This is a genomic window from Bounagaea algeriensis, assembly GCF_054491375.1.
Map to the genome: position 1 here is coordinate 1,200,184 of NZ_CM137102.1, position 20,078 is coordinate 1,220,261.

A 20,078-nucleotide genomic window follows, 5' to 3' on the forward strand; every position below is an offset into this window, starting at 1 on the left:
AACGACCGGGTGCGCTCGATCGCTTCGGGCCACTCGTGGGCGTAGGTCTCCAGCGTCGTCGTGCGATGCCGACGTCCCTCCGCAGAGCGGTCGGTTTCCGTGTGACCGGACTTTCCGGTAGTCGCGCTGAGGGACGCCGTGGCGTCTGGTGAGTCCGTGGGGATGCCGTTGCGATCATGCGCCCATGGCTCATCTCAACGTGGAACTCAAGGCCCGCTGTTCCGAGCCCGATGGGATCGTGCAACGACTGCTCGAGCTCGGAGCGCAGTCGCAGGGCGTTGATGCGCAAACCGACGTGTACTACCGGGCGGCCACAGGCCGGTTGAAGCTCCGGCGCGGCGAGATCGAAAACAATCTGATCCACTACGACAGACCTGACGATCACGCACCGAAGGAGTCACAGGTGAGCATGGTCGCCGTCGGCTCGGAGCGGGCGCTGGATGACGTCCTCGACGCCGCGCTCGAGCGGGATGTCGTGGTGCACAAGCAGCGGCACATCTTGTGGCTGGGCAACGTCAAGTTCCACGTTGACACCGTCGCCGAGCTCGGTTCCTTCCTCGAGGTCGAAGCGATCGACTACGACGGCGACCGCAGTCGCGACACCCTGCAGGCCCAGTGCCACGAGTACATGCACGTGCTCGGGGTCGGCACCGACGAGCTCGAGGCCCGCTCCTACAGCGACATGCTGCGCACTGGGACGTGAAAGTCAACGCGCCACGAAACCTCCTCTCGTGCGTACGCAAGGGGATCCCGCTACGGACGCGTGTGGGTGCTGTGGGTGCTGGCGCTGGTTAACCCAGCGATCGGCTGTAGCGAAGCGCGGGCACGGTGCCGAGATCGGCCATGCTGCGCTGTTCGCGGGTCTCGTCACAGCCCCAGCCATGACGCTGGTAGAAGCGCCGAGCTAGATCGTTGGCTTCCAGCACCCAGAGCACGGCGTGCTCGAATCCAGTTTCGGCCAAGTGGGCGAGTGCGGCGTCGTGTGCCGCGTGTCCTGCACCGGTGCCTTGTTCCGGTGGGTCGACGTACAACGCGGCGATCTCTCCGGTGCGGAGCTGCGGGTGGGCGTCGCGATCCGGGTTGCGGGCCGGGCAGGCCCCGCAGAAGGCGCCAATCTGGTTCTGGGACACAGCGAGAAATACCGCGACTGGGTCGGGCAGGGTGAGCACCTCGCGGTATTCGGTGGTGCAGCGGTCGACATCGAGCGCGGTCAGCGCGTCGTCGGGCACGAGGCCGGGATAGAAGGCCCGCCAGCCGTTGACGTTGATCCTGGCGATCTCGTCGGCGTCGGCGAGCGCGGCTTTACGCACACTCCAGGTCACGAACTCTCAGTATGCCCGGAAGAAGCTGCGCCCGCACCGTTGTACGGCGCGGGATCGCTCACTGAGATGCTCTGCTCGTGGTGAGTTACTCGGTGAGTCGCCGTCCCACGTGGCGTAGGCGGGCGGTGATCTCGGCGGGGGCTTCGAGGCTGAATTGAGCGTCGAGTGCGGCGATCGCAGCTACGTACTGGGTCACCAGCTGTGGGGAGTTGGCGCTGAGCCGGACGGTGCACCGGTCCGGCGCGTGGTCGTCGAGATCGCCGGGGATGGGGCCGAAGACGCCGGCGCGCACGACGTCGGCGGGCAGCTGCACCGTCATCTGTGCCGTGTACCGGTACGAGGCGGTGGCGAACGAACGGGTGAGGTAGCTGGCCGCGTCCGGTGCGGGCAGTTCGCGCGGGGTGTTGGGGCGGTGGGTGCGGCTGGGCCGGTGGATCCGGTCTACGCGGAAGGTGCGCCAGTCGTCGCGGTCGGGGTCGTAGGCGAGCAGGTACCACAATCCGCGCATGGTGACCAGGCTGTGCGGTTCGACCCGGCGGCTGCTGGGCTGGTCGTCCCGGTCGTGGTAGTCGAATGAGGTGATCTTCTGCTCGCGGCTGCATGCGGCGAGCACGGCCAGCACGGTGGGATCGACCTGCGGGGTATCGCGGTTGGCCACGGCAGTGATTGCGCCCGCCAGGGCGGCCAATTGCGGGCGCAGGCGGGGTGGCAGCACTTGTTCGAGCTTGACCAGTGCGCGTAGCGAGCTGTCGTCGATACCGGCGATGCTGCCGCTGGCGGCATGCACCAACCCGGCGGCGACGGCGAGGGCTTCGTCGTCGGCCAGCAGCAGCGGAGGCAGGTTGTTGCCGGGGGTGAGTCGGTACCCGCCATCGGTGCCGGTGGTACCGATCACCGGGTAGTCGAGCGCACGCAACCGCTCGATGTCCCGGCGCAGGGTCCGTTCCGTGATCCCGAGTCGCTCGGCGAGCTCTGCGCCGGACCACGCGCGTCTGCTTTGCAGCAGCGACAGCAGGCGCAGCATCCGCCCCGGCGTGTCCCTGCGCGTCGGTTCGTCACCCACGCACACCAGATTGCCACTCCTTGAGGACATTCCCTGACCGGAAGAGTTTCTAGCGTGGCGGCATGACTGGAACAACACAGGATCAAGAGAGCACGGCCAGTCAGCTGGCCAGTCGTGTCCACGGCTCGGTACTCACCGCGGGAAGCGACGGATACGACCAGGACAGCACCGGGTTCCAGCTGCTCGAGCCGCACCAGCCCGCGATGGTGGTCGAGGCCGCCGACGAGCAGGACGTGCGCACGGTGGTCGAGTTCGCTACCACCCGTGGCATGCCGGTGGCGGTGCAGGCGACCGGTCACGGACGCAGCAGCGCCATGCACGGCGGCGTGCTGATCAGCACACGCCGCATGTGCGGCGTCGACGTGGACCCGCAGGCCGAGACCGCCTGGGTCGAGGCCGGTGCCAGCTGGCAACACGTGATCGACGCCGCGACTGTGCACGGGTTGGCGCCGCTGTCCGGCAGCTTGCCGGGCGTGGGCGCGGTGTCCTACACGCTCGGCGGCGGGGTCGGGCTGCTGGCGCGGCGGTATGGCTTCGCTGCTGACCACGTGCACCGCCTGGAAGTGGCAACCCCCGATGGTCGCCTTCGCCGAGTGACCGCCACCGACGAGCCGCACCTGTTCTGGGCACTGCGTGGCGGCGGCGGGAACTTCGGCGTCGTCACCGGCATGGAGATAGCCCTGATGCCAGTCGCCCGACTCTATGGTGGCTGCCTGTTCGTCGACCTCGCGCAGGTTCCCAACGTGTTGCACGCCTGGCGGGAGTGGACCGACTCAGTCCCCGACGAGATGACCTCGGCCGTGTCGGTGATCCCGTTCCCGGACCTGCCCATGGTCCCCGAGCCGATGCGTGGTCGCCATGTCGCACAACTACAGATCAGCTACGCCGGCCCGGCCGAACAGGGGCAACAGCTCGTCGAGCCGCTCCGAGCGCTCGGACCGCTGCTGCAGGACACCCTGCGTGAGTTGTCCTACTCCGAATCCGGAGCCGTATTCGACGAACCCGACCAACCCAGTGGCTACCGCGGAACCAGCCTCTTGCTCGACGACCTCGACCCGCAGGAGCTGAGCACATTGGTCCACCAGGTCGGCCCGTCAGCCTCCAGTAGCTGTGTGGTCGGGCTTCGTCATCTCGGCGGCGCACTCGCCCGACCCCCGCAGACACCGAACGCCCTCGGTCACCGCGACGCCAGCTACTCCCTGGGGCTGCTGTCGCTGACAGAAACCAGCGAAACGGGCAGCGTCACCGCACTACACGATCAGCTTCTCGCGGAGTTCGCTCCACACGCTCTCGGGCGGTCACTCAACTTCACCTTCGGTCCCCTCGATCATCAGCGAGTGCGCACCGCCTTCGAACCCGCCGACTACCAGCGACTCGCCCAGCTCAAGGCCGAGCACGACCCGCACGGACTACTACAGGCCAACCACCCGATCCCGCCCGCCACCGACTGAGCTGAGCTGCCGCCGGCTGGCTCATGCGTGCAGTCGAGTAGCGGCCCCTGGACCGCCGCCCGGTGCTGCCCGTGCGGCTTCAGGGGGTCGGCCCGCTACAACTCCGGTGCAGATGAGCGCGAGCAAGCCCCACCAACGCAGCGTTACAACTCGAGTTCGTAGCAGAGCATCTGCGTCTCCGGCCTGCCCGGTTTCTCCAGGTTGGTGAACCCGAAGCTCTCGTACAGCCCGCGCGCCGCGGTGTCGCTGGCGGAGGTGCCCAGCTCCACCGTCGTGGCTCCGCGTTCGCGGGCGATCTCCAGCGCGGTCTGCACCAGCTTCCGGCCGTGGCCCCGCTCGCGGCGGTCGGGCACCACGTACAGCTCCTCCAGGTAGCACACCGGGGTGCCGGTGAGCAGGTACTCGCGGAACCGCAGCTGGGCCACGCCGGCGTGCGGCGGGTCGGCCAGCACGAACAGGCTGAGTCCGCCCGCGATGTGCGCGCGAACGCGGGGAGCGAGCGCCGCGGCTCCCGGCGTGTACTCGTCGAACTCGGTTTGGAAGCGGTCGAGCAGGCCGGCGACCTCGTCTGCATCGGCGGCCGTGGCGATGCGGCTGCGCTCCGTCGGCGGCGTCATCGGACAACCGTATCCTAAGGTCCGTGGTCATGGATCTGATGAAGCTGGCGGACCGGTCCTGGCCCGTCCTCGACAAGATCACGGGGCTGCACATCGCCGCCTACCGGGCCACGAACGGCAAGATCGGGCATTCCGCACCCGGGCTCCCGACGATGCTGCTGCTCCAGCACGTCGGCGCCAGGTCGGGAACCCGGCGCACCACGCCGCTGCTCTACACCCGCGACGGCGAGAACCTCGTCCTCGTCGCGTCCAAGGGCGGCTACAGCAAGCACCCGGCCTGGTACCACAACCTGCGGGCGCACCCGGACACGACCGTGCAACTCAAGGCCGAGATCCTGCCGGTGCATGCGCACGTCGCCACCCCAGAAGAGCGGCGTCGACTCTGGCCGCACGTCGTGGGAACCTACTCGCAGTACGAGCGCTACCAACAGCGCACCGCCCGGGAGATCCCGCTGGTCGTCCTCGAACCACGTCGAACCACCTGACCCGCACGGTCGGGTCCGGCCGAATGCCCAGCGGAGGTCAAATGCCCAGCGGAGGTCAAATGCCCAGCGAACCCGGGCCTGTCGCGAATCCGGCGACGACACGATCAGCGGGACGGTGGTGACGAGGCCATGGCGACGCCCTCCGACGACGCGGCCGAGCAGATCCGGCAGCACGCTCTCACGCTGCTCGCCGTCGCGCAGAACGGCCTCACCTACGGCGGCGACCCTTACGACCGGGAGCGGTACGAGCAGGTGCGGCGCTGCGCCGAAGAACTCATGGGACTCGTCAGCGACGGCGACATCGGACAGCTGCACCGGATCGTCGCGCTCGATTCCGGCTACATGACCCCGAAAGTCGACGTTCGAGGCGGCATCTTCGACGAGAGCGGGAGGATCCTGCTGGTGCGGGAACGTTCCGACGACCGTTGGACCCTGCCCGGCGGCTGGTGCGACGTGCTGGAATCCCCCTCCGAGGCGGTCGCGAAGGAGGTGGCGGAAGAAGCCGGTGTCGCCGTCGACGTCGACAAGCTGGTCGCCGCGCTCGACCGTGAGAAGCAGGGCCACCGCCCGCATTTCGCCCACCACGTCCACAAGCTGTTCTTCCTGTGCCGCGAACGCGGACGAGTCGCGCAGGATTCGATCGAAACTTCGGCCGTGGACCGGTTCTCCCTCGACGCGCTCCCGCCGCTGTCGCACTCGCGAGTGCTCGAACCGCAGCTGCACCTGCTGCACGCCCACTGGCAGGACCCGGCGCTGCCCGCGGAGTTCGACTGAGGTCGTGCTGCGCGTGACCTGGCGGCGCTACCGACGTTCGGCTCTGGCCGGCGGGGAAGTGCGTCCGACGGGTGTCCGAACTGGACGCTCGTGGGGCGCACGGCGATCGAGGGCGGCGTTTCCACGTCACTCCCCGTCGAGCGGGTGCAGCGCGGGTAGGTTCACCACGATCGCCTCCTGCGTCGTCCGCGAGATGACGACCACGGCCTCCTCGTCCGGATCGGGGTTCTCCTCGCGGTGCGGCACGAACGGCGGTACGTAGATGTAGTCGCCCGGTTCGGTGTCGAGCGCGACTTCCTCATCGCCGTCGTGGTGGACGAAGCGGGGGTGTCCGGTCACGACGTAGATCGAGGTTTCCGACTCGCCGTGGTGGTGGTTCGACGAGGCCGTCGCCGGTGCCACGTGCGTCTGCCCCGTCCAGAGGTGCTCGGATCCCACCGTTTTGCCGCTGATCGCCTCGATCCGGCGCATCCCGGCCGACTGCGCGGTCTCGGCCGACAGCTCGGCGCTGCGCACGCGGTGCACCCGGGTGCGGTCGGGGCGCGCGGAACCCTGGCCGGCGCCGGGGAAGTCCGGGTGGAAACCGTCTGCCATCGCATGCCTCGCAGTGATCGAACGTGTCGCGGGTGATCCCGTCGCGCGTGGCGCGGCCGGACTCCCGCGCGGGTACGACCGGTGTCACGGAGCGGTCGGTGCACATCGACCGTAGCGGTGCGGACGCCGCGCGGACAGCCAGGTCTCGATCGGGTCCGGCCGCTACGCCGAGCGCCGCCCCGACGGCGCGCCCGCACGGGCTACCCTGGAGGGTTGGGTACCCCGTCGAAAGGAGTCACGTGGCAGCGACCGAACAGTCCCGCGAGCTCGCCAGGGTGGCCGCGCAGGCCGCCGCGGACAAGAAGGCCGTCGACGTCGTCGTCTTGGACGTGTCCGAGCAGCTGATCATCACCGACTGCTTCATCATCGCCTCCGCATCCAACGAGCGGCAGGTCGGCGCGATCGTCGACGCGGTCGAGGAGAAGATGCGCGCCGCGGGCACCAAGCCGGTGCGCCGCGAAGGCGAGCGGGAGGGCCGGTGGGTCCTGCTCGACTTCACCGATGTCGTGGTGCACATCCAGCACAGCGAGGAGCGCGCCTTCTACGAGTTGGAACGCCTGTGGAAGGACTGCCCGCGGGTGGCGCTCGAAGGGGTCGTGACCGCGGCGGACAACGGCGAGACCGGGGACGTTGAGGCGTGAGCCTGGAACGCCTCGTGCTGTGGCGGCATGGTGAGACCGAGCACAACCGCGCCGGCAGGCTGCAGGGACATCTGGACAGCGAGCTCACCGAAACCGGAGTTGAGCAGGCCAAACGCGCGGCCACCGTGGTGGCCGAGTACTCCCCGGACGTCGTCGTCAGCTCGGATCTGCGCAGGGCGCAGGTCACCGCTGCCGTGCTGACCGAGGTTTCCGGGCTCGAGGTGAGCCTCGACCGGCGGCTCCGTGAAACCGACATCGGACAGTGGCAGGGCCTCAGCGGCGCCGAGGTGGAGCACCACTGGCCGGGGGCGATGCTGACCTGGCGCACCGATCCGCGGTGGGCGCCGCCCGGCGGGGAGGCGCGCGTGCGCGTCGCCGAGCGCGCCGCCCAGGTGGTGCAGGAACTGGACCGGGCCTATTCGGGCACGGCGCTGCTGTGCGCGCACGGCGGAGTGATCGGTGCGCTGACGTCGCAGCTGCTGGAGCTGCCGGTGCACCTGTGGCCCGGGCTCGGCGGCGTCGCCAACTGCCACTGGGCCGTGCTCGTGCGGATCGCTCGTCAGGACCGCCGGTGGCGGCTGGCTGCGTACAACACGGGTGTGCTGCCGCAGTGACCACACGAGTGGGTGACATGGGCTGTGCCGAGTGACATGCGCTGTGCTGATCGACGCGGGGTGAACGCGTGACGGTCGCGGTGGTCACCGATTCGACGGCGTACCTGCCTGCGGAGTCCGCGTCCCGCTTCGGCATCGGTGTGGTTCCGCTGCACGTTTCCGTCGCCGGGGCCGATCCGCTCGCCGAGTCGGCGGTGGCGCCGGCGGAGCTGGCCCGCGCCATGGGCAAGCACCAGCGGGTGACCACTTCCGGGGCCGCTCCGGACGAGCTGGCGGCGGCCTACGCGGCGGCGTTGGACAGCGGGGCGGACGCGGTGGTGGCGGTGCACCTGTCCCGCCACCTCTCCGGCACGTGGGACGCGGCGCGCGTGGCCGCCGAGCGTGTCGGCACGGACCGCGTGCGCGTGGTCGACTCGGCTTCGGCGGCGATGGGCGTGGGGTTTCCCGCGCTGGCGGCCGCGGAGCAGGCGGCGCGCGGTGCCACCGCGGACGAGGTGGAGCGGGCCGCGTCGCGGGCGAGCGCGCGGACCGAGACGCTGTTCACAGTGCCCACGTTGGAGCACCTGCGGCGCGGTGGGCGCATCGGCGCGGCGGCCGCGGTGTTCGGCACGGCGCTGTCCATCAAACCCGTGCTGCACGTCGAGTCCGGGCGGATCGCCCCGCTGGAGAAGGTGCGCACGATGTCGCGGGCGGTGACTCACCTCGTGGAGCGGGCCGAGCGGGCCGCGCGCAGCGGTGACGCGTCCGTGCGGGTGGCGGTGCACCACTTGGCCGCCCCGGAGCGGGCAGCGGGACTGGCGGAGCGCTTGCGGGCGGCGCTCCCGGTGGCCGACTGCGTGGTGACCGAGGTCGGGGCGGTGATCGGCGCGCACATCGGTCCGGGTGCCCTGGGGGTCGTCGTGTGGTCTCCGGAGACCGGTCCCGCGGACGATCTTGCTCCCGCGGAAGGCGGACCCCGGAACGGCTGAGCTACATCGCCCGGGCGGGCAAGTACCGGGGCGAGTTGTCCACAAGGGGCCGAGTTCTCCACAGATTCGGATTTCGGAGCAGCGAAAGCCCTTGGCAGCGCTCTATGTTCGTCGCATGGACGACTTCCGGCTGTTCCGGGCGCACCGTACCGAACCGGTTCCGCAGGCGCGGCTGCGGGCGCTCGGCCGTGCTCCCCAGCAGGACCCCGTCGCGTGGTCCGCTCCGAGCTCCGCGGCCGAATCCGGCGCGGAGCCTGTCGGGACGGGCGCGGTCGGCGCGGGAAGCGCCGTGCTGCCGCGGGACTCCGCACCGGAGCTGCGGGCGCGCTACGAACCGCGGCCCGCGCCGGACTCGCTCGACGAACCGCCATCAGGGGCGGGAACCGTCGGGAGCGGACTCGCGGTGGAGGGAGGAACCGCCTCCGGCGGCGGCATGCTCCCGAGCGGGAAGGAGGCTTCCGCGCCGCGCGGCCGACTGCACGAGCGGCTGCACCGGTGGGTGCCGGAAACACTGCTCACCGCGCGCTTCGATCCCGGACGCGGCGGCGTGCTCGTGCTCGCGGGGCTCACGCTGGTCAGCCTCGTCGTGGCAGCAACCGTGCTGTGGCGGCAGCAGGCCGCCGGGGAGCAGCGCTCCCCGGCGGCGGCCCCACCGCTTCCGCCGGCGGCGAGCGCTCCTTCTGCCACCGCGGAGACACCGGAGGAACTCGTTGTCAGCGTCGTCGGACGCGTGCATGAACCCGGCCTGGTCACCATCGAGTCCGGCGACCGGGTCGCCGATGCGCTGGCCGAAGCGGGCGGGGCGCTGCCGGACACCGACGTCACCGCCCTCAACCTCGCCCGCCGGCTGGACGACGGCGAGCAGCTCCACGTCGGCATCCCCGAACCGGAACCTCCACCGGGCGGGAACTCCGCGGAGGAGGATTCGGCGGTGAACCTGAACAGCGCGGACGAGGAGGCTCTGCAACAGCTGCCCGGCGTGGGGGAAGTCACCGCGCAGCAGATCGTGCGCTGGCGGAGTGAGCACGGCGAGTTCCGCTCGGTCGACCAGCTGCAGGACATCGACGGCATCGGGGAGAAGACCGTGCAGCGGCTGCGGGAGCTGGCCGAGGTGTGAGTTCCGCGGTACGCGCGGCCGATGCCGGAACGGACACCGGAAGCGCTCCGGGGATCGGCGAGGTCCTCGACCTGCGGCTGGTTCCCGCGGCGTGCGGAGTGTGGGCGGTGACCCTGCTGGGGTTGTACGGCGGCTGGTCGCCGGCGGCGGTGGCGACCGGATGCGCTGCGGCCGCGCTCGCCGTCGCGTGGCGAGGGCGCGGACGTCCGGGCGCCCGGGCGGTGCTCGCCGCCGCGCTGCTGGTGGTGGCCGCCGGCACGTCGATCAGCGTGCGTGCCCACGCGGTGGAGCACCACCCGCTGCAGGATTCCCTCGGCTCGGCCGCGTCGCTGCACGTCACCCTCACCGATGCTCCCCGTGCGCTGCGCGGCGACTCCTACGGCAACCACCGCGAAGGGGAGCGCGCGCTGGTGCCGGCCCGGCTGCGGGCGGCGGAAGTGGACGGGCGGCTGCGGGAGATGCGGGGGCGGGTCGTGCTGCTCGTCCCCACCGCGGAGTGGGAGCATCTCGTCGCGGGGCAGGAGGCCGCGCTGCGCGGTGATCTCCTCCCGCCGCGGTCCGGGGAGCTCACCGTGGCCGCCGTGAGCACGTACTCCGCACCGCGCACCACCGGAGACGTCCCGGTGGTGCAGCGGGTGGCCGAACACCTGCGGCAGGGCTTGCGGGACACCGCGGCGGAGGTGCTCGGGCCCGCAGCGGCGGGACTGCTGCCGGGGCTGGTGATCGGCGACGTCGGCGGGCTGCCAGCGGAGGTGGAGCAGGACTTCGAAACCGCGGGCCTGACGCATCTCGTTGCCGTGTCCGGCGCGAACGTCGCCATCGTCTGCGGTGCGGTGCTGCTGCTGGCCCGGCTGGTCGGCTGCGGACCGGTGGTGTGCGCGGGTGTCGCCGCGCTGGCGCTGTGCGGCTTCGTGGTGCTGTGCGGGCCCGAACCGAGCGTGTTGCGGGCCGCCGCGATGGGCGCGATCACGTTGCTCGCGCTGGCGCTCGGACGGGAACGCTCCACCCTGCCGGTGCTCGCGGCGAGCGTGCTGGGCCTGGTGCTGCTCGCTCCGAACCTCGCCGGCGAAGTCGGGTTCGCCCTGTCGGTGGCGGCCACGGCCGCGCTGGTGGTGCTCGCGCCTGCCTGGTCGGCCCGGCTGCACGAGCGCGGTGTTCCGGTGGGCCTGGCCGAGATGCTCACCGTTCCGGCGGCGGCCCAGCTGGCCACGGCTCCGCTCATCGCGGCCGTGTCCGGCGGGATCAGCCTCATCGGGGTGCTCGCCAACCTGCTGGCCGGGCCTGCGGTCCCTCCGGCCACCGTGCTCGGCGTGCTCGCCACGATCACCGCACCGGGCGTGCAGCAGGTGGCCGAGCTGTGCGTGCTGCTGGCCACTCCGGCCCTCGGCTGGATCATCGGAGTGGCCGAGCACGCGGCGGACGTCCCCGGGGCGTTGCTGCCGTGGCCGGACGGGATCTTCGGCGGGTTCCTGCTCGCCGGAACTGCACTGCTGGTGCTGCTCGCACTGCGCTTCCGGCGGTTCCGGCGGGTCGTCCTCGTCGCCGCCGTGCTCGCCGCCTGCCTCGTCCCGGTGCGGAGCGTGGTGTCGCCGTGGCCGCCTGGCGGGTGGAGCGCCGTCGTGTGCGACGTCGGCCAGGGCGACGCAACCGTGTTGGCCACCGGTCGGCCCGGGGAGGTGGTGCTCGTGGACACCGGACCCGATGCCGAGGCGGTGACCGGCTGCCTGCGGCGCCTCGGCGTGGACCGCGTGGCGCTGCTCGTGCTCAGCCACCTGCACGCCGATCACGTGGGCGGGGTGGACGGGGTGCTCGCGGAACTGCCCGTCGGTGGCGTGGCCGTCGGCCCGCACCGCGAACCGGCCTGGGCGATGCGGGAGGTGGCCGAGCACGCGCGCCGCAACGGCACGCCCGTGCTCAGCGCCGAGACGGGACGTTCGCTGCGATGGCCGGCGTTGACCCTCGACGTGCTCGGCCCCACCGGTTCGCTCACCCGGGCGTCCGGGGAGGAAGCCGCCAACGACGCCTCCGTCGTGCTCCGCGCACGCACCCCGGCGGGCAGCGTGCTGCTGACCGGGGACGTGGAGGTCCGCGGTCAGCAGCAGTTGCTGTGGTCGGGCACGGACCTGAGCGCCGATGTGCTCAAAGTGCCGCACCACGGCTCGCGGACGAGCCTGCCGGGATTCGTCGCGGCGGTCGATCCGCGGGTGGCGCTCATCAGCGTCGGCGCGGACAACGACTACGGGCACCCGCACGGGCGTCTGCTGGGCATGCTCGCGAGCGTGCCGGAGGTGCTGCGCACCGACGAGGACGGTGACATCGCCGTGCTGGCCGGCCGGCGCGGCCCGAGCACCGCGGCGGCCGAGGACGCACTGCTCCCGGCGTGGTGAGCAGCGATGGTGCGGCCGCGATGCCCCGGCCGGCGCCGCGTCCACGAGACCGCCGGCGGCGCGCCGTCACAGCCCGAGGGCCTGATCCACCGCCTCGGTGTTCGGCGCCACGGTCGCCTTCGGCCCCACGTGCTCGGTGACCGCGTCCATGGTCTTCAGCCCGTCACCGGTGATGAGCAGCACCGTCTCCTGGTCCGGGTCGAGCTGGCCGTTCTCGAACATCTTCTTGGCGTTGGCGACGGTCACCCCGCCCGCGGTTTCGGCGAAGATGCCCTCGGTCCGCGCGAGCAGGCGGATGCCCTCGACGACTTCCTCGTCGGTGACGTCCTCGATCGCCCCACCGGTCTTGCGCACCGTGTCCAGGACGTACGGGCCGTCCGCCGGGGCGCCGATGGCCAGCGAGCGGGCGATCGTCTCCGGCCGCTGCGGCTGCACCACGTCGGTGCCTTCCTTGAACGCGGTGGCCACGGGCGAGCACCCGGCGGCCTGCGCGCCGAAGATGCGCACCGGGCTCGGCTCGACCAGGCCGACCTCGCCGAGCTCGTTGAAGCCCTTGTGCACCTTCGTCAGCTGCGAGCCCGAGGCGATCGGTACCACGATCTGCTCCGGCAGCCGCCAGCCCAGCTGCTCGGCGACTTCGAAGGCCAGGGTCTTGGAGCCTTCCGAGTAGTACGGCCGCACGTTGACGTTGACGAACGCCCAGTCCTCGTGCTCACCGGCCAGTTCGGTGGCCAGGCGGTTCACGTCGTCGTAGTTGCCGTCCACGGCCAGCAGCGAGCCGTCGTAGACCGCGGTCATCATGATCTTGGCCTGTTCCAGGGTCTTCGGAACGAGCACGACCGAGTCCCAGCCGGCGCGGGAGGCCGCGGAGGCGACCGCGTTCGCGAGGTTGCCGGTGGACGGGCAGGCGAGCACCTTGAACCCGAATTCGCGGGCGGCGGCCAGCGCGACCGCGACCACGCGGTCCTTGAACGAGTGCGTCGGGTTGCCGGTGTCGTCCTTGATCCAGATCTGCTTCACGCCCAGGGCCTTCGCCAGGTTGTCGGCGCGAAGCAGCCTCGTACAGCCGGGTTCGGTGTTCGCGATCCGGTCCACGGTGGACGGGACCGGCAGGAGTTTCTTGTAGCGCCAGATCGACCGCGGTCCGGACTCGATCTCCGCACGCGTGATGCGCCCGAAATCGTAGGCGACTTCGAGCGGGGAGAAGTCCTCGAGGCTGACGAACTCCGGCGCCAGCGGTTGGCGATGCCCTTCTTCCTTGGACACGAGCTCGGTGGCCTGTCCGAGGTCGAGGGCGGAGCGCGAGGGGGTCTGTGCCTGGGCAGCGGCGGTCATTGCGAGGTCCTTTCCTCATCTCTCCCGCGGGCGGGTCGGAGTTGGCACCTTTGTCGTCGGCGGCCCCCGCGGTACAGGAAAGCCGACACCGGTTGCCGGGGCTTCGTCGGGCCGGTCCCTCTGCCCCTCTGGATGAGCTAGCTATCCGGTTATGGCGGACACGCTAGTGGACCGTCCCGGCATCTCGCCAGGAGCGTCCACGGTGCGGAAGATCACCGGGGGCGTGCGACGATGTCGCACATGACCTCGCCGAGCACGGTCGTCTCCCCGCTGCACCTCGTGGTGGGCGAGGAGGAGCTCCTGGTTGAGCGCGCGGTGCGCGCGGCGGTCGCCGCGGCGCGCGCGGCCGATCCGGAGGCGGAACTGCGCCGGGCGAAGGTGACCGAACTCACCACCGGTGAGCTCGACGAGATGCTCAGCCCCTCGCTGTTCGCCGACGGGCGCATCCTCGCCGTGGAGGACTGCCAGGACGCCGGCAAGGAGATCGCCGAAGCGCTGCTCACCCACGCCCGCGAACCGGCCGACGGCGTGGTGCTGGTGATCGTGCACAGCGGTGGTGGCCGCGCCAAGCAGGCCAAGGATCTGCCCAACCAGCTGAAGAAGCTCGGCGCCCAGGTCGCCGAATGCCCCCGCATCACCAAACCGGCCGACCGGGAGGCGTTCGTCCGCGACGAGGTCCGCCGGGTCGGCGGCAAGATCGACACCGACGGGGTGCGCGCGCTCGTCGAAGCCGTGGGATCGGAGCTGCGCGAGCTGTCCAACGCAGCCACCCAGCTGGTTTCGGACACCGGCGGCACGGTCGACGCCGAGGCCGTGCGCCGCTACCACCAGGGGCGTGCCGAGGTGACCGGGTTCGTCGTCGCGGAGAAGGCCGTCACCGGCGACCGCGGCGGCGCGATCGAGGCGCTGCGCTGGGCGCTGCACCTCGGCGTGCCGCACGTGCTCATCGCCGACGCGCTCGCCGACGCGGTGCGCACGATCGGCAAGGTCGCCTCCGCGGGCAAGGGCGGCGACCCGTTCCGGCTGGCCGGCGAGCTGGGCATGCCGCCGTGGAAGGTGAAGAAGGCCCTGGCGCAGTCGCGCGGTTGGAACAGCACCGGGATCACCGACGCGCTCGGCGTCGTCGCGGCGCTCAACGCCGACGTCAAGGGCAACGCCGCGGACGCGAACTACGCCCTGGAGCGGGCCGTGCTCGACGTGGTCGCCCTGCGCGGCCGGCGCTGAGCAGCTGAGCCCGGCGAACCCGCCGGGGCGGCACGCGAAAAGCCGCCCGCCGCCGTGCACCGCACGGCGAGGGGCGGCTTTCCCGGTGCTGGTGGACCGGAATTCAGCTCCGGAAAACAGCTCCGCGAGTCAGATCTTGTTGAGCTGCCGGGCCATCGAGGACTTCTTGTTGGCGGCCTGGTTCTTGTGCAGCACGCCCTTGGAAACAGCGCGGTCCAGCGCACTTCCGGCGGCGCGCTGCAGTTCGACGGCGCGGTCCTTCTCGCCGGCGGCAGCGGCCTCCCGGAACTTGCGGATGGCCGTTTTCACGTGGGACTTCACCGACTGGTTGCGGCGGCGGTTCTGCTCGTTGGTGCGAATCCGCTTGAGCTGGGACTTGATGTTGGCCACTGGTACGCCTTCCTCGTCGCTCGACTGTTCGCGCCGCGCTGTGTACGGCACCGCTCCGGCGCGCTCGCCGGCGCTGCGGCCGGTCAGTGCGCGGAGTGCGGAGCGGTTTCCTCCCTGCGGAACGCCGCACGGCGCAAGCGGCCACGGTAGCAAGGCTGACCTGCGACATCGGTGGGCGGGTGATGCTCCGGTCCGCGCGGCGGCCGTCCGCTGTCGTGCGGCCGGTTGTGCCCGGGGCCGCCCGGCGGCCGGTGCCACGATCGTGCTGGCCGGAGTGGCGTGCTGGCCGGAGTGGTGCTGCTCGGCATCGCGTAGCGGTGACCTGCGCGGTAGAAACGCGGCATGGAGATTCTCAGCAGCCGCATGCTCCTGCGACCGCTCGACCCGGACCGCTCCGTGGCCTTCTACCGCGACGTGCTCGGGCTCGCGATCGCCCGCGAGTTCCCGGGCGGGACGGTGTTCTTCCTCGGGCAGGGTTACCTCGAGGTCTCCGGCCAGGGCTCGCAACCACCGAGCCAGGACCGGTCGCTGTGGCTGCAGGTGCGGGACCTCGCCGCGGAGATGAACCGGCTGCGCGGGCAGGTGGACGTGCTGGTCGAGGCCGAGCGCAAACCCTGGGGCCTGGACGAGGCGTGGATCGCCGATCCCGACGGGTTGCCGATCGTGCTCGTCGAGATCCCCGGTGATCACCCGCTGCGCGTGGACGTGCGGAACCCGCCGAGCGGAGACTGAGCGCGCGCGGTTGGCGCCAGCGTCCGCCGCGGAATCCGATTGCCGGATCGCGGCTCCGGCGGGCCCGACGCGCTCGCCCCGGGTGGCAGTGCCGCGGCCCGGTGGTGACCCTGGCCGCGCGCAGCGCCCTGCGAGCTCGTCTTCCCTGCTCAGCAACACTGTCGCTGTGCAGGGTCGGGGAGCTCGCGCGCTTTCCGGAGTTGGGCTCCGGAGGCGGCCCCCGGCATGGGACGATGGGGACAACCCAGTATCGACACGCGAGGAACCACGAGTGAGCAGCTTCGCAGACACGACGTTCACGAGTCCGGAGCGCATCCGGAACTTCTGCATCATCGCGCACATCGACCACGGCAAGTCCACGCTGGCCGACCGGATGCTGCAGCTGACCGGAGTGTTGGAGGAGCGCGCCTACCGGGACCAGTACCTGGACCGGATGGACCTCGAACGGGAACGCGGCATCACCATCAAGGCGCAGAACGTGCGCCTGCCGTGGACCGTGGACGGCCGCGACCACGTGCTGCACCTGATCGACACCCCGGGCCACGTGGACTTCAGCTACGAGGTGAGCCGCTCGCTGGCCGCCTGCGAAGGCGCGATCCTGCTGGTCGACGCGTCCCAGGGCATCGAGGCGCAGACGCTGGCGAACCTGTACCTCGCGATGGAGCACGACCTCGAGATCGTGCCGGTGCTGAACAAGATCGACCTGCCCGCCGCCGAACCGGAGAAGTACGCCAACGAGCTGGCGCACATCATCGGCTGCGATCCGGGCGACGTGCTGCGCGTGTCGGCCAAGACCGGCGACGGCGTGGACTCGGTGCTCGACGCGGTGGTCAACCGGATGCCGGCGCCGGAGGGCGAGGCCGATGCCCCGCCGCGCGCGATGATCTTCGACTCGGTCTACGACACCTACCGCGGCGTGGTGACCTACATCCGCGTCGTCGACGGCAAGATCACGCCGCGGCAGCGCATCCGCATGATGTACACCGGCGCGAACCACGAACTGCTGGAGGTCGGCATCATCTCGCCGGATCCGAAGACCAGCGAGGGTCTCGGTGTCGGCGAGGTCGGCTACTTGATCACCGGGGTGAAGGACGTCCGCCAGTCCAAGGTCGGCGACACGGTCACCGCGGTGAAGGACGGTGCCGCGGAGCCGCTGCCCGGCTACCGCGAGCCACTGCCGATGGTCTACTCGGGGCTGTACCCGATGGACGGTTCGGACTACCCGCTGCTGCGCGATGCGCTGGACAAGCTGCTGCTCAACGACGCGGCCCTGACGTACGAGCCGGAGACCTCGGGCGCGCTGGGCTTCGGCTTCCGCTGCGGTTTCCTCGGTCTGCTGCATCTGGAGATCACGCGGGCGCGGTTGGAGCGGGAGTTCAACCTCAACCTGATCTCCACCGCACCGAACGTCGTCTACGAGGTGACCTGCGAGGACGGCACCGAAACGGAGGTCACCAACCCCTCGGACTGGCCGGGCGGGAAGCCGCTGGAGGTGCGCGAGCCGATCGCCAAGTGCACGATCATCGTGCCCTCCGAGTACGTCGGCGCAGTGATGGAGCTGTGCCAGAGCCGGCGCGGCACGATGAACGGGATGGACTACCTGTCCGAGAGCCGCGTCGAGCTGCGCTACACCATGCCGCTGGGCGAGATCGTGTTCGACTTCTTCGACCAGCTCAAGTCGCGCACCCGCGGCTACGCCTCGATGGACTACGAAGAGGCGGGGATGCAGGCCGCCGACCTGGTGAAGGTGGACATCCTGCTGCAGGGCGAGATGGTCGACGCGTTCAGCGCGATCGTGCACAAGGACTTCGCCTACTCCTACGGCACGAAGATGACGAACAAGCTGCGCGAGCTCATCCCGCGGCAGCAGTTCGAGGTGCCGATCCAGGCGGCCGTGGGTTCGCGCATCATCGCGCGCGAAACGATCCGCGCGCTGCGCAAGGACGTGCTTTCCAAGTGCTACGGCGGCGACATCAGCCGCAAGCGCAAACTGCTGGAGAAGCAGAAGGAAGGCAAGAGGAAGATGAAGAACATCGGTCGCGTCGAGGTGCCGCAGGAGGCGTTCGTCGCGGCCCTGTCCACCGACGGCGGCGAGAGCGGCAAGGACGACAAGGACAAGAAGGGCAAGAAGTAGGTCGTCGCCGGCTGCTTCGAATCGTTTTTGCAGCGCACACCAGGTACCGAATGTGGTACCTCGCAGGTGGGCTGGATGTGTGCCAGCGATTAACGTGACCTTCGATGACGATCAGATGGAGCAGCTGCGCCGCGCCGCCGCAGCGGAGGGCAAGAGTGTGAAGGCGATGGCCAACGAAGCCGTGCTCGCCGAGCTGCACCGCCGCAAGGTCGCCGCCTCCGCCGCGCGTGTCGGCCGCATCTCGTCCGACCTGAACGAGCGCCTGGCCCAGCGGTGATCCTGGACCAGGGATGACGGAGCATCTCGACGTCGCCGACGTCCTCGAGGTCACCCGAGTCGTGTTGGGTGAGCCACCGCAGGTCCGCGACTACGGGCTCTTGGAGAGCGCGGTAGCGCGGCCGCAGGCGTCGCTGTTCGGCGCCGATGCCTACACCGGTGTGCACGTCAAAGCTGCAGCGTTGCTGCACTCGCTGGCCTGCAATCACGCCCTGGTGGACGGGAACGAACGCGCCGCGTGGAACTGCTCGCTGGTCTTCCTCGACCTCAGCGGCCATTCCCTCATCGACCCGCTCGAGAGCGAGGACGTCGAGGTGGCCGAGGAGATGGTCTGCGCGGCCGCGCAGAACCAGGTCGGCCTGGAACACATCGCCGCGGTGCTGGGCAAGCTCACCGCGCACGCCGAGTCGGGTGGTGGCTGACGGGCCGGGGAAGCCGGCCCGTCCAGCTCGTTCGGATGCCTCAGGACTGGTGCGCCTCGACGAAGGCGTACACGTCGGCCTCGTCCACGCCGGGGAAGGTGTCCGGGGGCAGCGCGGTGAGCACGTGCGAGTGCGCCCGCGCCGAGGGCCAGACCAGGCCTTCCCAGCGGTTGGCCAGTTCCGTCGGCGGGCGCTGGCAGCACTCGCCGTGCGGGCAGCCGGACCGCTCGTGGTTGGTGGTGTCCCGGCCGCGGAACCAGCGCGACTCCGTGTACGGCACGCCGAGGGTGATCGCGAAGTCCCGTCCGCGGCTGGGGTCGACGTGGGCGACGCACCAGTGCGTCGCGCCCGGCTTGTCGGTGTACTGGTAGTACGTCGAGTACCGGTCGGAGGCGTTGAACACCTGGCGGCCCGCCCAGTAGCGGCACATGCGCTGGCCTTCGATGGCCCCGGTCGGGTCGGTGGGAAAGACCAGGCCGTCGTTCTCGTAGGCCTTGTAGATGATGCCGGTCTCGTCGTTGCGGACGAAGTGGCAGCGCAGGTCGAGGTACTGCGTGGCGAGGTTGGTGAACCGGTGCGCGGCCATCTCGTAGGACACGGAGAACACGTCGCGCAGGTCCTCCACGGCGAGGTCGCGGTCGGCCTTGGCCTGGCGAAGGAAGGGCACGGCGGCCTGCTCCGGCACGAGCACGGCGGCGGCGAAGTAGTTGGCCTCGACGCGCTGGCGCAGGAAGTCGGCGAAGTCGCGCGGCTGCTTGTGGCCCAGGGTGAGGTGCCCGAGCGTTTGCAGCAGGATCGTGCGCGGGCTGTGCATGCCCAGGGATTCGCGGCGCAGGAAGATGCGGTCGTGCTTGAGGTCGGTCACCGAGCGCACTGAGCGGGGCAGGTCGGTGACGAACCGCAGCCCGTAGCCGAGGTGCGTGGCGATGGACTGGATGAGTCCTTCGGACAGCGCGCCGCCGTGGTACCCGACGCCCTCGAGCAGCTCCGTGGCCTGCTTCTCGATCTCGGCGAAGTAGTTGCCGTGCTCGCGCATCATGGAGCGCAGCTCGGCGTTGGCCTTGCGGGCCTCCTCCGGGGTGGCGACCTGCTTGGTCTCGCGCCGCTTGAGCTCCTCGTACAGCGCGAGCACGTGTTCGAGCGCTTCGGTGGGCACGCGTTTGCCCACCTTCAGCTGCGGCACGTTCAGCTGCTGGTACAGCGGGTCCTGCTGTGCCTTCTCCACCGCGATCTCCAGCTCGGCGCGGCGGTTGGGGGCCTTGTCGGACAGCAGTTCGTCGGTGGTGGTGCCGAGCGCCTCGGCGAGCGCGCGCAGCAGCGACAGCTTGGGCTCCCGGTGCCCGTTCTCCAGCAGGGACAGCTGCGAAGGGGCCCGGCCCACCTTCTCGCCGAGGTCGGACAGGGTGAGTCCGGTTGCTCGGCGCAAGTGCCGCAGCCGCTGACCGAACACCAGAAGGTCATGCTCTGTTGAAAAATTCCCGTGTTCTTCCGAAGTGAAGGCCGACATGGCTTTGACTCTAGCAGAAAATTAT

21 protein-coding genes and 1 riboswitch are annotated in these 20,078 nt (G+C 70.4%); of the genes, 14 read left to right on the forward strand and 7 right to left on the reverse strand.

What is annotated here, in order from left to right:
* The first annotated feature begins 184 nt into the window (after positions 1–184).
* Positions 185–703, forward strand: a complete 519-nt coding sequence (locus tag ACVGV2_RS05460; RefSeq protein ID WP_459164954.1) for a class IV adenylate cyclase — start codon at positions 185–187, stop codon at positions 701–703.
* Between the two features lie 88 nt (positions 704–791).
* On the opposite strand, the gene ACVGV2_RS05465 is transcribed toward ACVGV2_RS05460, so the two are convergent.
* Positions 792–1,322 (reverse strand): GNAT family N-acetyltransferase, encoded by a 531-nt coding sequence (locus tag ACVGV2_RS05465; protein ID WP_459164955.1) that lies wholly within the window; start codon positions 1,320–1,322, stop codon positions 792–794.
* Between the two features lie 85 nt (positions 1,323–1,407).
* The gene (locus ACVGV2_RS05470) at positions 1,408–2,415 is read right to left on the reverse strand and encodes a helix-turn-helix transcriptional regulator (protein WP_459164956.1); all 1,008 of its coding nucleotides are present in this window, start codon (positions 2,413–2,415) and stop codon (positions 1,408–1,410) included.
* 173 nt (positions 2,416–2,588) lie between these two features.
* Between ACVGV2_RS05470 and ACVGV2_RS05475 the strand changes: the two genes are divergently transcribed.
* Complete coding sequence (locus ACVGV2_RS05475; RefSeq protein WP_459164957.1) at positions 2,589–3,836, forward strand: FAD-binding oxidoreductase; 1,248 nt, start codon at positions 2,589–2,591, stop codon at positions 3,834–3,836.
* 143 nt (positions 3,837–3,979) lie between these two features.
* Here ACVGV2_RS05475 and ACVGV2_RS05480 read toward each other — a convergent pair whose 3' ends face one another.
* The gene (locus tag ACVGV2_RS05480) at positions 3,980–4,453 is read right to left on the reverse strand and encodes a GNAT family N-acetyltransferase (RefSeq protein WP_459164958.1); all 474 of its coding nucleotides are present in this window, start codon (positions 4,451–4,453) and stop codon (positions 3,980–3,982) included.
* A 29-nt stretch (positions 4,454–4,482) separates the two neighbouring features.
* Between ACVGV2_RS05480 and ACVGV2_RS05485 the strand changes: the two genes are divergently transcribed.
* Together ACVGV2_RS05485 and ACVGV2_RS05490 are read left to right on the forward strand one after the other, a co-directional pair.
* Positions 4,483–4,938, forward strand: a complete 456-nt coding sequence (locus ACVGV2_RS05485) for a nitroreductase family deazaflavin-dependent oxidoreductase (protein ID WP_459165883.1) — start codon at positions 4,483–4,485, stop codon at positions 4,936–4,938.
* 129 nt (positions 4,939–5,067) lie between these two features.
* Positions 5,068–5,712 (forward strand): NUDIX hydrolase, encoded by a 645-nt coding sequence (locus tag ACVGV2_RS05490; RefSeq protein ID WP_459164959.1) that lies wholly within the window; start codon positions 5,068–5,070, stop codon positions 5,710–5,712.
* Between the two features lie 126 nt (positions 5,713–5,838).
* Here the strand turns inward: ACVGV2_RS05490 and ACVGV2_RS05495 are convergent, their stop codons facing one another.
* Positions 5,839–6,306, reverse strand: coding sequence for a cupin domain-containing protein (locus ACVGV2_RS05495; protein ID WP_459164960.1), 468 nt, complete (start codon positions 6,304–6,306; stop codon positions 5,839–5,841).
* A 239-nt stretch (positions 6,307–6,545) separates the two neighbouring features.
* Between ACVGV2_RS05495 and rsfS the strand changes: the two genes are divergently transcribed.
* The 5 genes from rsfS to ACVGV2_RS05520 all read left to right on the forward strand — a co-directional run bounded on the left by rsfS (position 6,546) and on the right by ACVGV2_RS05520 (position 12,033).
* A complete protein-coding gene (gene rsfS, locus ACVGV2_RS05500; protein ID WP_459164961.1) occupies positions 6,546–6,947 on the forward strand; it encodes a ribosome silencing factor in 402 nt (133 codons plus the stop codon).
* The gene (locus ACVGV2_RS05505) at positions 6,944–7,561 is read left to right on the forward strand and encodes a histidine phosphatase family protein (RefSeq protein ID WP_459164962.1); all 618 of its coding nucleotides are present in this window, start codon (positions 6,944–6,946) and stop codon (positions 7,559–7,561) included. The genes rsfS and ACVGV2_RS05505 overlap by 4 nt, the downstream gene beginning before the upstream one ends.
* Before the next feature lie 68 nt (positions 7,562–7,629).
* Positions 7,630–8,529 carry a DegV family protein gene (locus ACVGV2_RS05510; protein WP_459164963.1) on the forward strand — a complete coding sequence of 300 codons (900 nt, stop codon included), beginning with the start codon at positions 7,630–7,632 and terminating at the stop codon, positions 8,527–8,529.
* A gap of 115 nt (positions 8,530–8,644) precedes the next feature.
* Positions 8,645–9,646, forward strand: coding sequence for a helix-hairpin-helix domain-containing protein (locus ACVGV2_RS05515; protein WP_459164964.1), 1,002 nt, complete (start codon positions 8,645–8,647; stop codon positions 9,644–9,646).
* 53 nt (positions 9,647–9,699) lie between these two features.
* Positions 9,700–12,033 (forward strand): DNA internalization-related competence protein ComEC/Rec2, encoded by a 2,334-nt coding sequence (locus ACVGV2_RS05520; protein WP_459165884.1) that lies wholly within the window; start codon positions 9,700–9,702, stop codon positions 12,031–12,033.
* Between the two features lie 66 nt (positions 12,034–12,099).
* Here ACVGV2_RS05520 and thrC read toward each other — a convergent pair whose 3' ends face one another.
* Positions 12,100–13,368, reverse strand: coding sequence for a threonine synthase (gene thrC / locus ACVGV2_RS05525; RefSeq protein WP_459164965.1), 1,269 nt, complete (start codon positions 13,366–13,368; stop codon positions 12,100–12,102).
* A 12-nt stretch (positions 13,369–13,380) separates the two neighbouring features.
* Positions 13,381–13,507, reverse strand: a riboswitch (SAM riboswitch).
* A 101-nt stretch (positions 13,508–13,608) separates the two neighbouring features.
* Here thrC and holA point away from each other — a divergent pair.
* Positions 13,609–14,592 (forward strand): DNA polymerase III subunit delta, encoded by a 984-nt coding sequence (gene holA, locus ACVGV2_RS05530; protein WP_459164966.1) that lies wholly within the window; start codon positions 13,609–13,611, stop codon positions 14,590–14,592.
* Between the two features lie 129 nt (positions 14,593–14,721).
* Here holA and rpsT read toward each other — a convergent pair whose 3' ends face one another.
* Positions 14,722–14,982, reverse strand: coding sequence for a 30S ribosomal protein S20 (gene rpsT, locus ACVGV2_RS05535; RefSeq protein ID WP_459164967.1), 261 nt, complete (start codon positions 14,980–14,982; stop codon positions 14,722–14,724).
* A 342-nt stretch (positions 14,983–15,324) separates the two neighbouring features.
* On the opposite strand from rpsT, the gene ACVGV2_RS05540 reads away from it, so the two are divergent.
* The 4 genes from ACVGV2_RS05540 (at position 15,325) to ACVGV2_RS05555 (ending at position 18,546) form a co-directional block, all read left to right on the forward strand.
* Positions 15,325–15,714 carry a VOC family protein gene (locus ACVGV2_RS05540; RefSeq protein WP_459164968.1) on the forward strand — a complete coding sequence of 130 codons (390 nt, stop codon included), beginning with the start codon at positions 15,325–15,327 and terminating at the stop codon, positions 15,712–15,714.
* Positions 15,715–15,985: 271 nt separating this feature from the next.
* Positions 15,986–17,848, forward strand: coding sequence for a translation elongation factor 4 (lepA, locus tag ACVGV2_RS05545; protein ID WP_459164969.1), 1,863 nt, complete (start codon positions 15,986–15,988; stop codon positions 17,846–17,848).
* A 94-nt stretch (positions 17,849–17,942) separates the two neighbouring features.
* Positions 17,943–18,125 (forward strand): hypothetical protein, encoded by a 183-nt coding sequence (locus tag ACVGV2_RS05550; protein WP_459164970.1) that lies wholly within the window; start codon positions 17,943–17,945, stop codon positions 18,123–18,125.
* Positions 18,126–18,138: 13 nt separating this feature from the next.
* Entirely contained in the window at positions 18,139–18,546 is a 408-nt protein-coding gene (locus tag ACVGV2_RS05555; protein ID WP_459164971.1) for a type II toxin-antitoxin system death-on-curing family toxin, read from the forward strand.
* A 40-nt stretch (positions 18,547–18,586) separates the two neighbouring features.
* On the opposite strand, the gene ACVGV2_RS05560 is transcribed toward ACVGV2_RS05555, so the two are convergent.
* Positions 18,587–20,053, reverse strand: a complete 1,467-nt coding sequence (locus ACVGV2_RS05560) for a helix-turn-helix domain-containing protein (protein ID WP_459164972.1) — start codon at positions 20,051–20,053, stop codon at positions 18,587–18,589.
* Between the last annotated feature and the right edge of the window lie 25 nt (positions 20,054–20,078).

Excerpts from the sequence above, each read along its gene's own strand:
- ACVGV2_RS05460 (WP_459164954.1), top strand. The coding sequence starts at position 185 with ATGGCTCATCTCAACGTGGAACTCAAGGCCCGCTGTTCCGAGCCCGAT.
- ACVGV2_RS05470 (WP_459164956.1), bottom strand. The coding sequence starts at position 2,415 with ATGTCCTCAAGGAGTGGCAATCTGGTGTGCGTGGGTGACGAACCGACG.
- ACVGV2_RS05475 (WP_459164957.1), top strand. The coding sequence starts at position 2,589 with ATGGTGGTCGAGGCCGCCGACGAGCAGGACGTGCGCACGGTGGTCGAG.
- ACVGV2_RS05480 (WP_459164958.1), bottom strand. The coding sequence starts at position 4,453 with ATGACGCCGCCGACGGAGCGCAGCCGCATCGCCACGGCCGCCGATGCA.
- ACVGV2_RS05485 (WP_459165883.1), top strand. The coding sequence starts at position 4,483 with ATGGATCTGATGAAGCTGGCGGACCGGTCCTGGCCCGTCCTCGACAAG.
- ACVGV2_RS05490 (WP_459164959.1), top strand. The coding sequence starts at position 5,068 with ATGGCGACGCCCTCCGACGACGCGGCCGAGCAGATCCGGCAGCACGCT.
- ACVGV2_RS05495 (WP_459164960.1), bottom strand. The coding sequence starts at position 6,306 with ATGGCAGACGGTTTCCACCCGGACTTCCCCGGCGCCGGCCAGGGTTCC.
- ACVGV2_RS05515 (WP_459164964.1), top strand. The coding sequence starts at position 8,645 with ATGGACGACTTCCGGCTGTTCCGGGCGCACCGTACCGAACCGGTTCCG.
- thrC (WP_459164965.1), bottom strand. The coding sequence starts at position 13,368 with ATGACCGCCGCTGCCCAGGCACAGACCCCCTCGCGCTCCGCCCTCGAC.
- holA (WP_459164966.1), top strand. The coding sequence starts at position 13,609 with ATGACCTCGCCGAGCACGGTCGTCTCCCCGCTGCACCTCGTGGTGGGC.
- ACVGV2_RS05540 (WP_459164968.1), top strand. The coding sequence starts at position 15,325 with ATGGAGATTCTCAGCAGCCGCATGCTCCTGCGACCGCTCGACCCGGAC.
- ACVGV2_RS05555 (WP_459164971.1), top strand. The coding sequence starts at position 18,139 with ATGACGGAGCATCTCGACGTCGCCGACGTCCTCGAGGTCACCCGAGTC.
- ACVGV2_RS05560 (WP_459164972.1), bottom strand. The coding sequence starts at position 20,053 with ATGTCGGCCTTCACTTCGGAAGAACACGGGAATTTTTCAACAGAGCAT.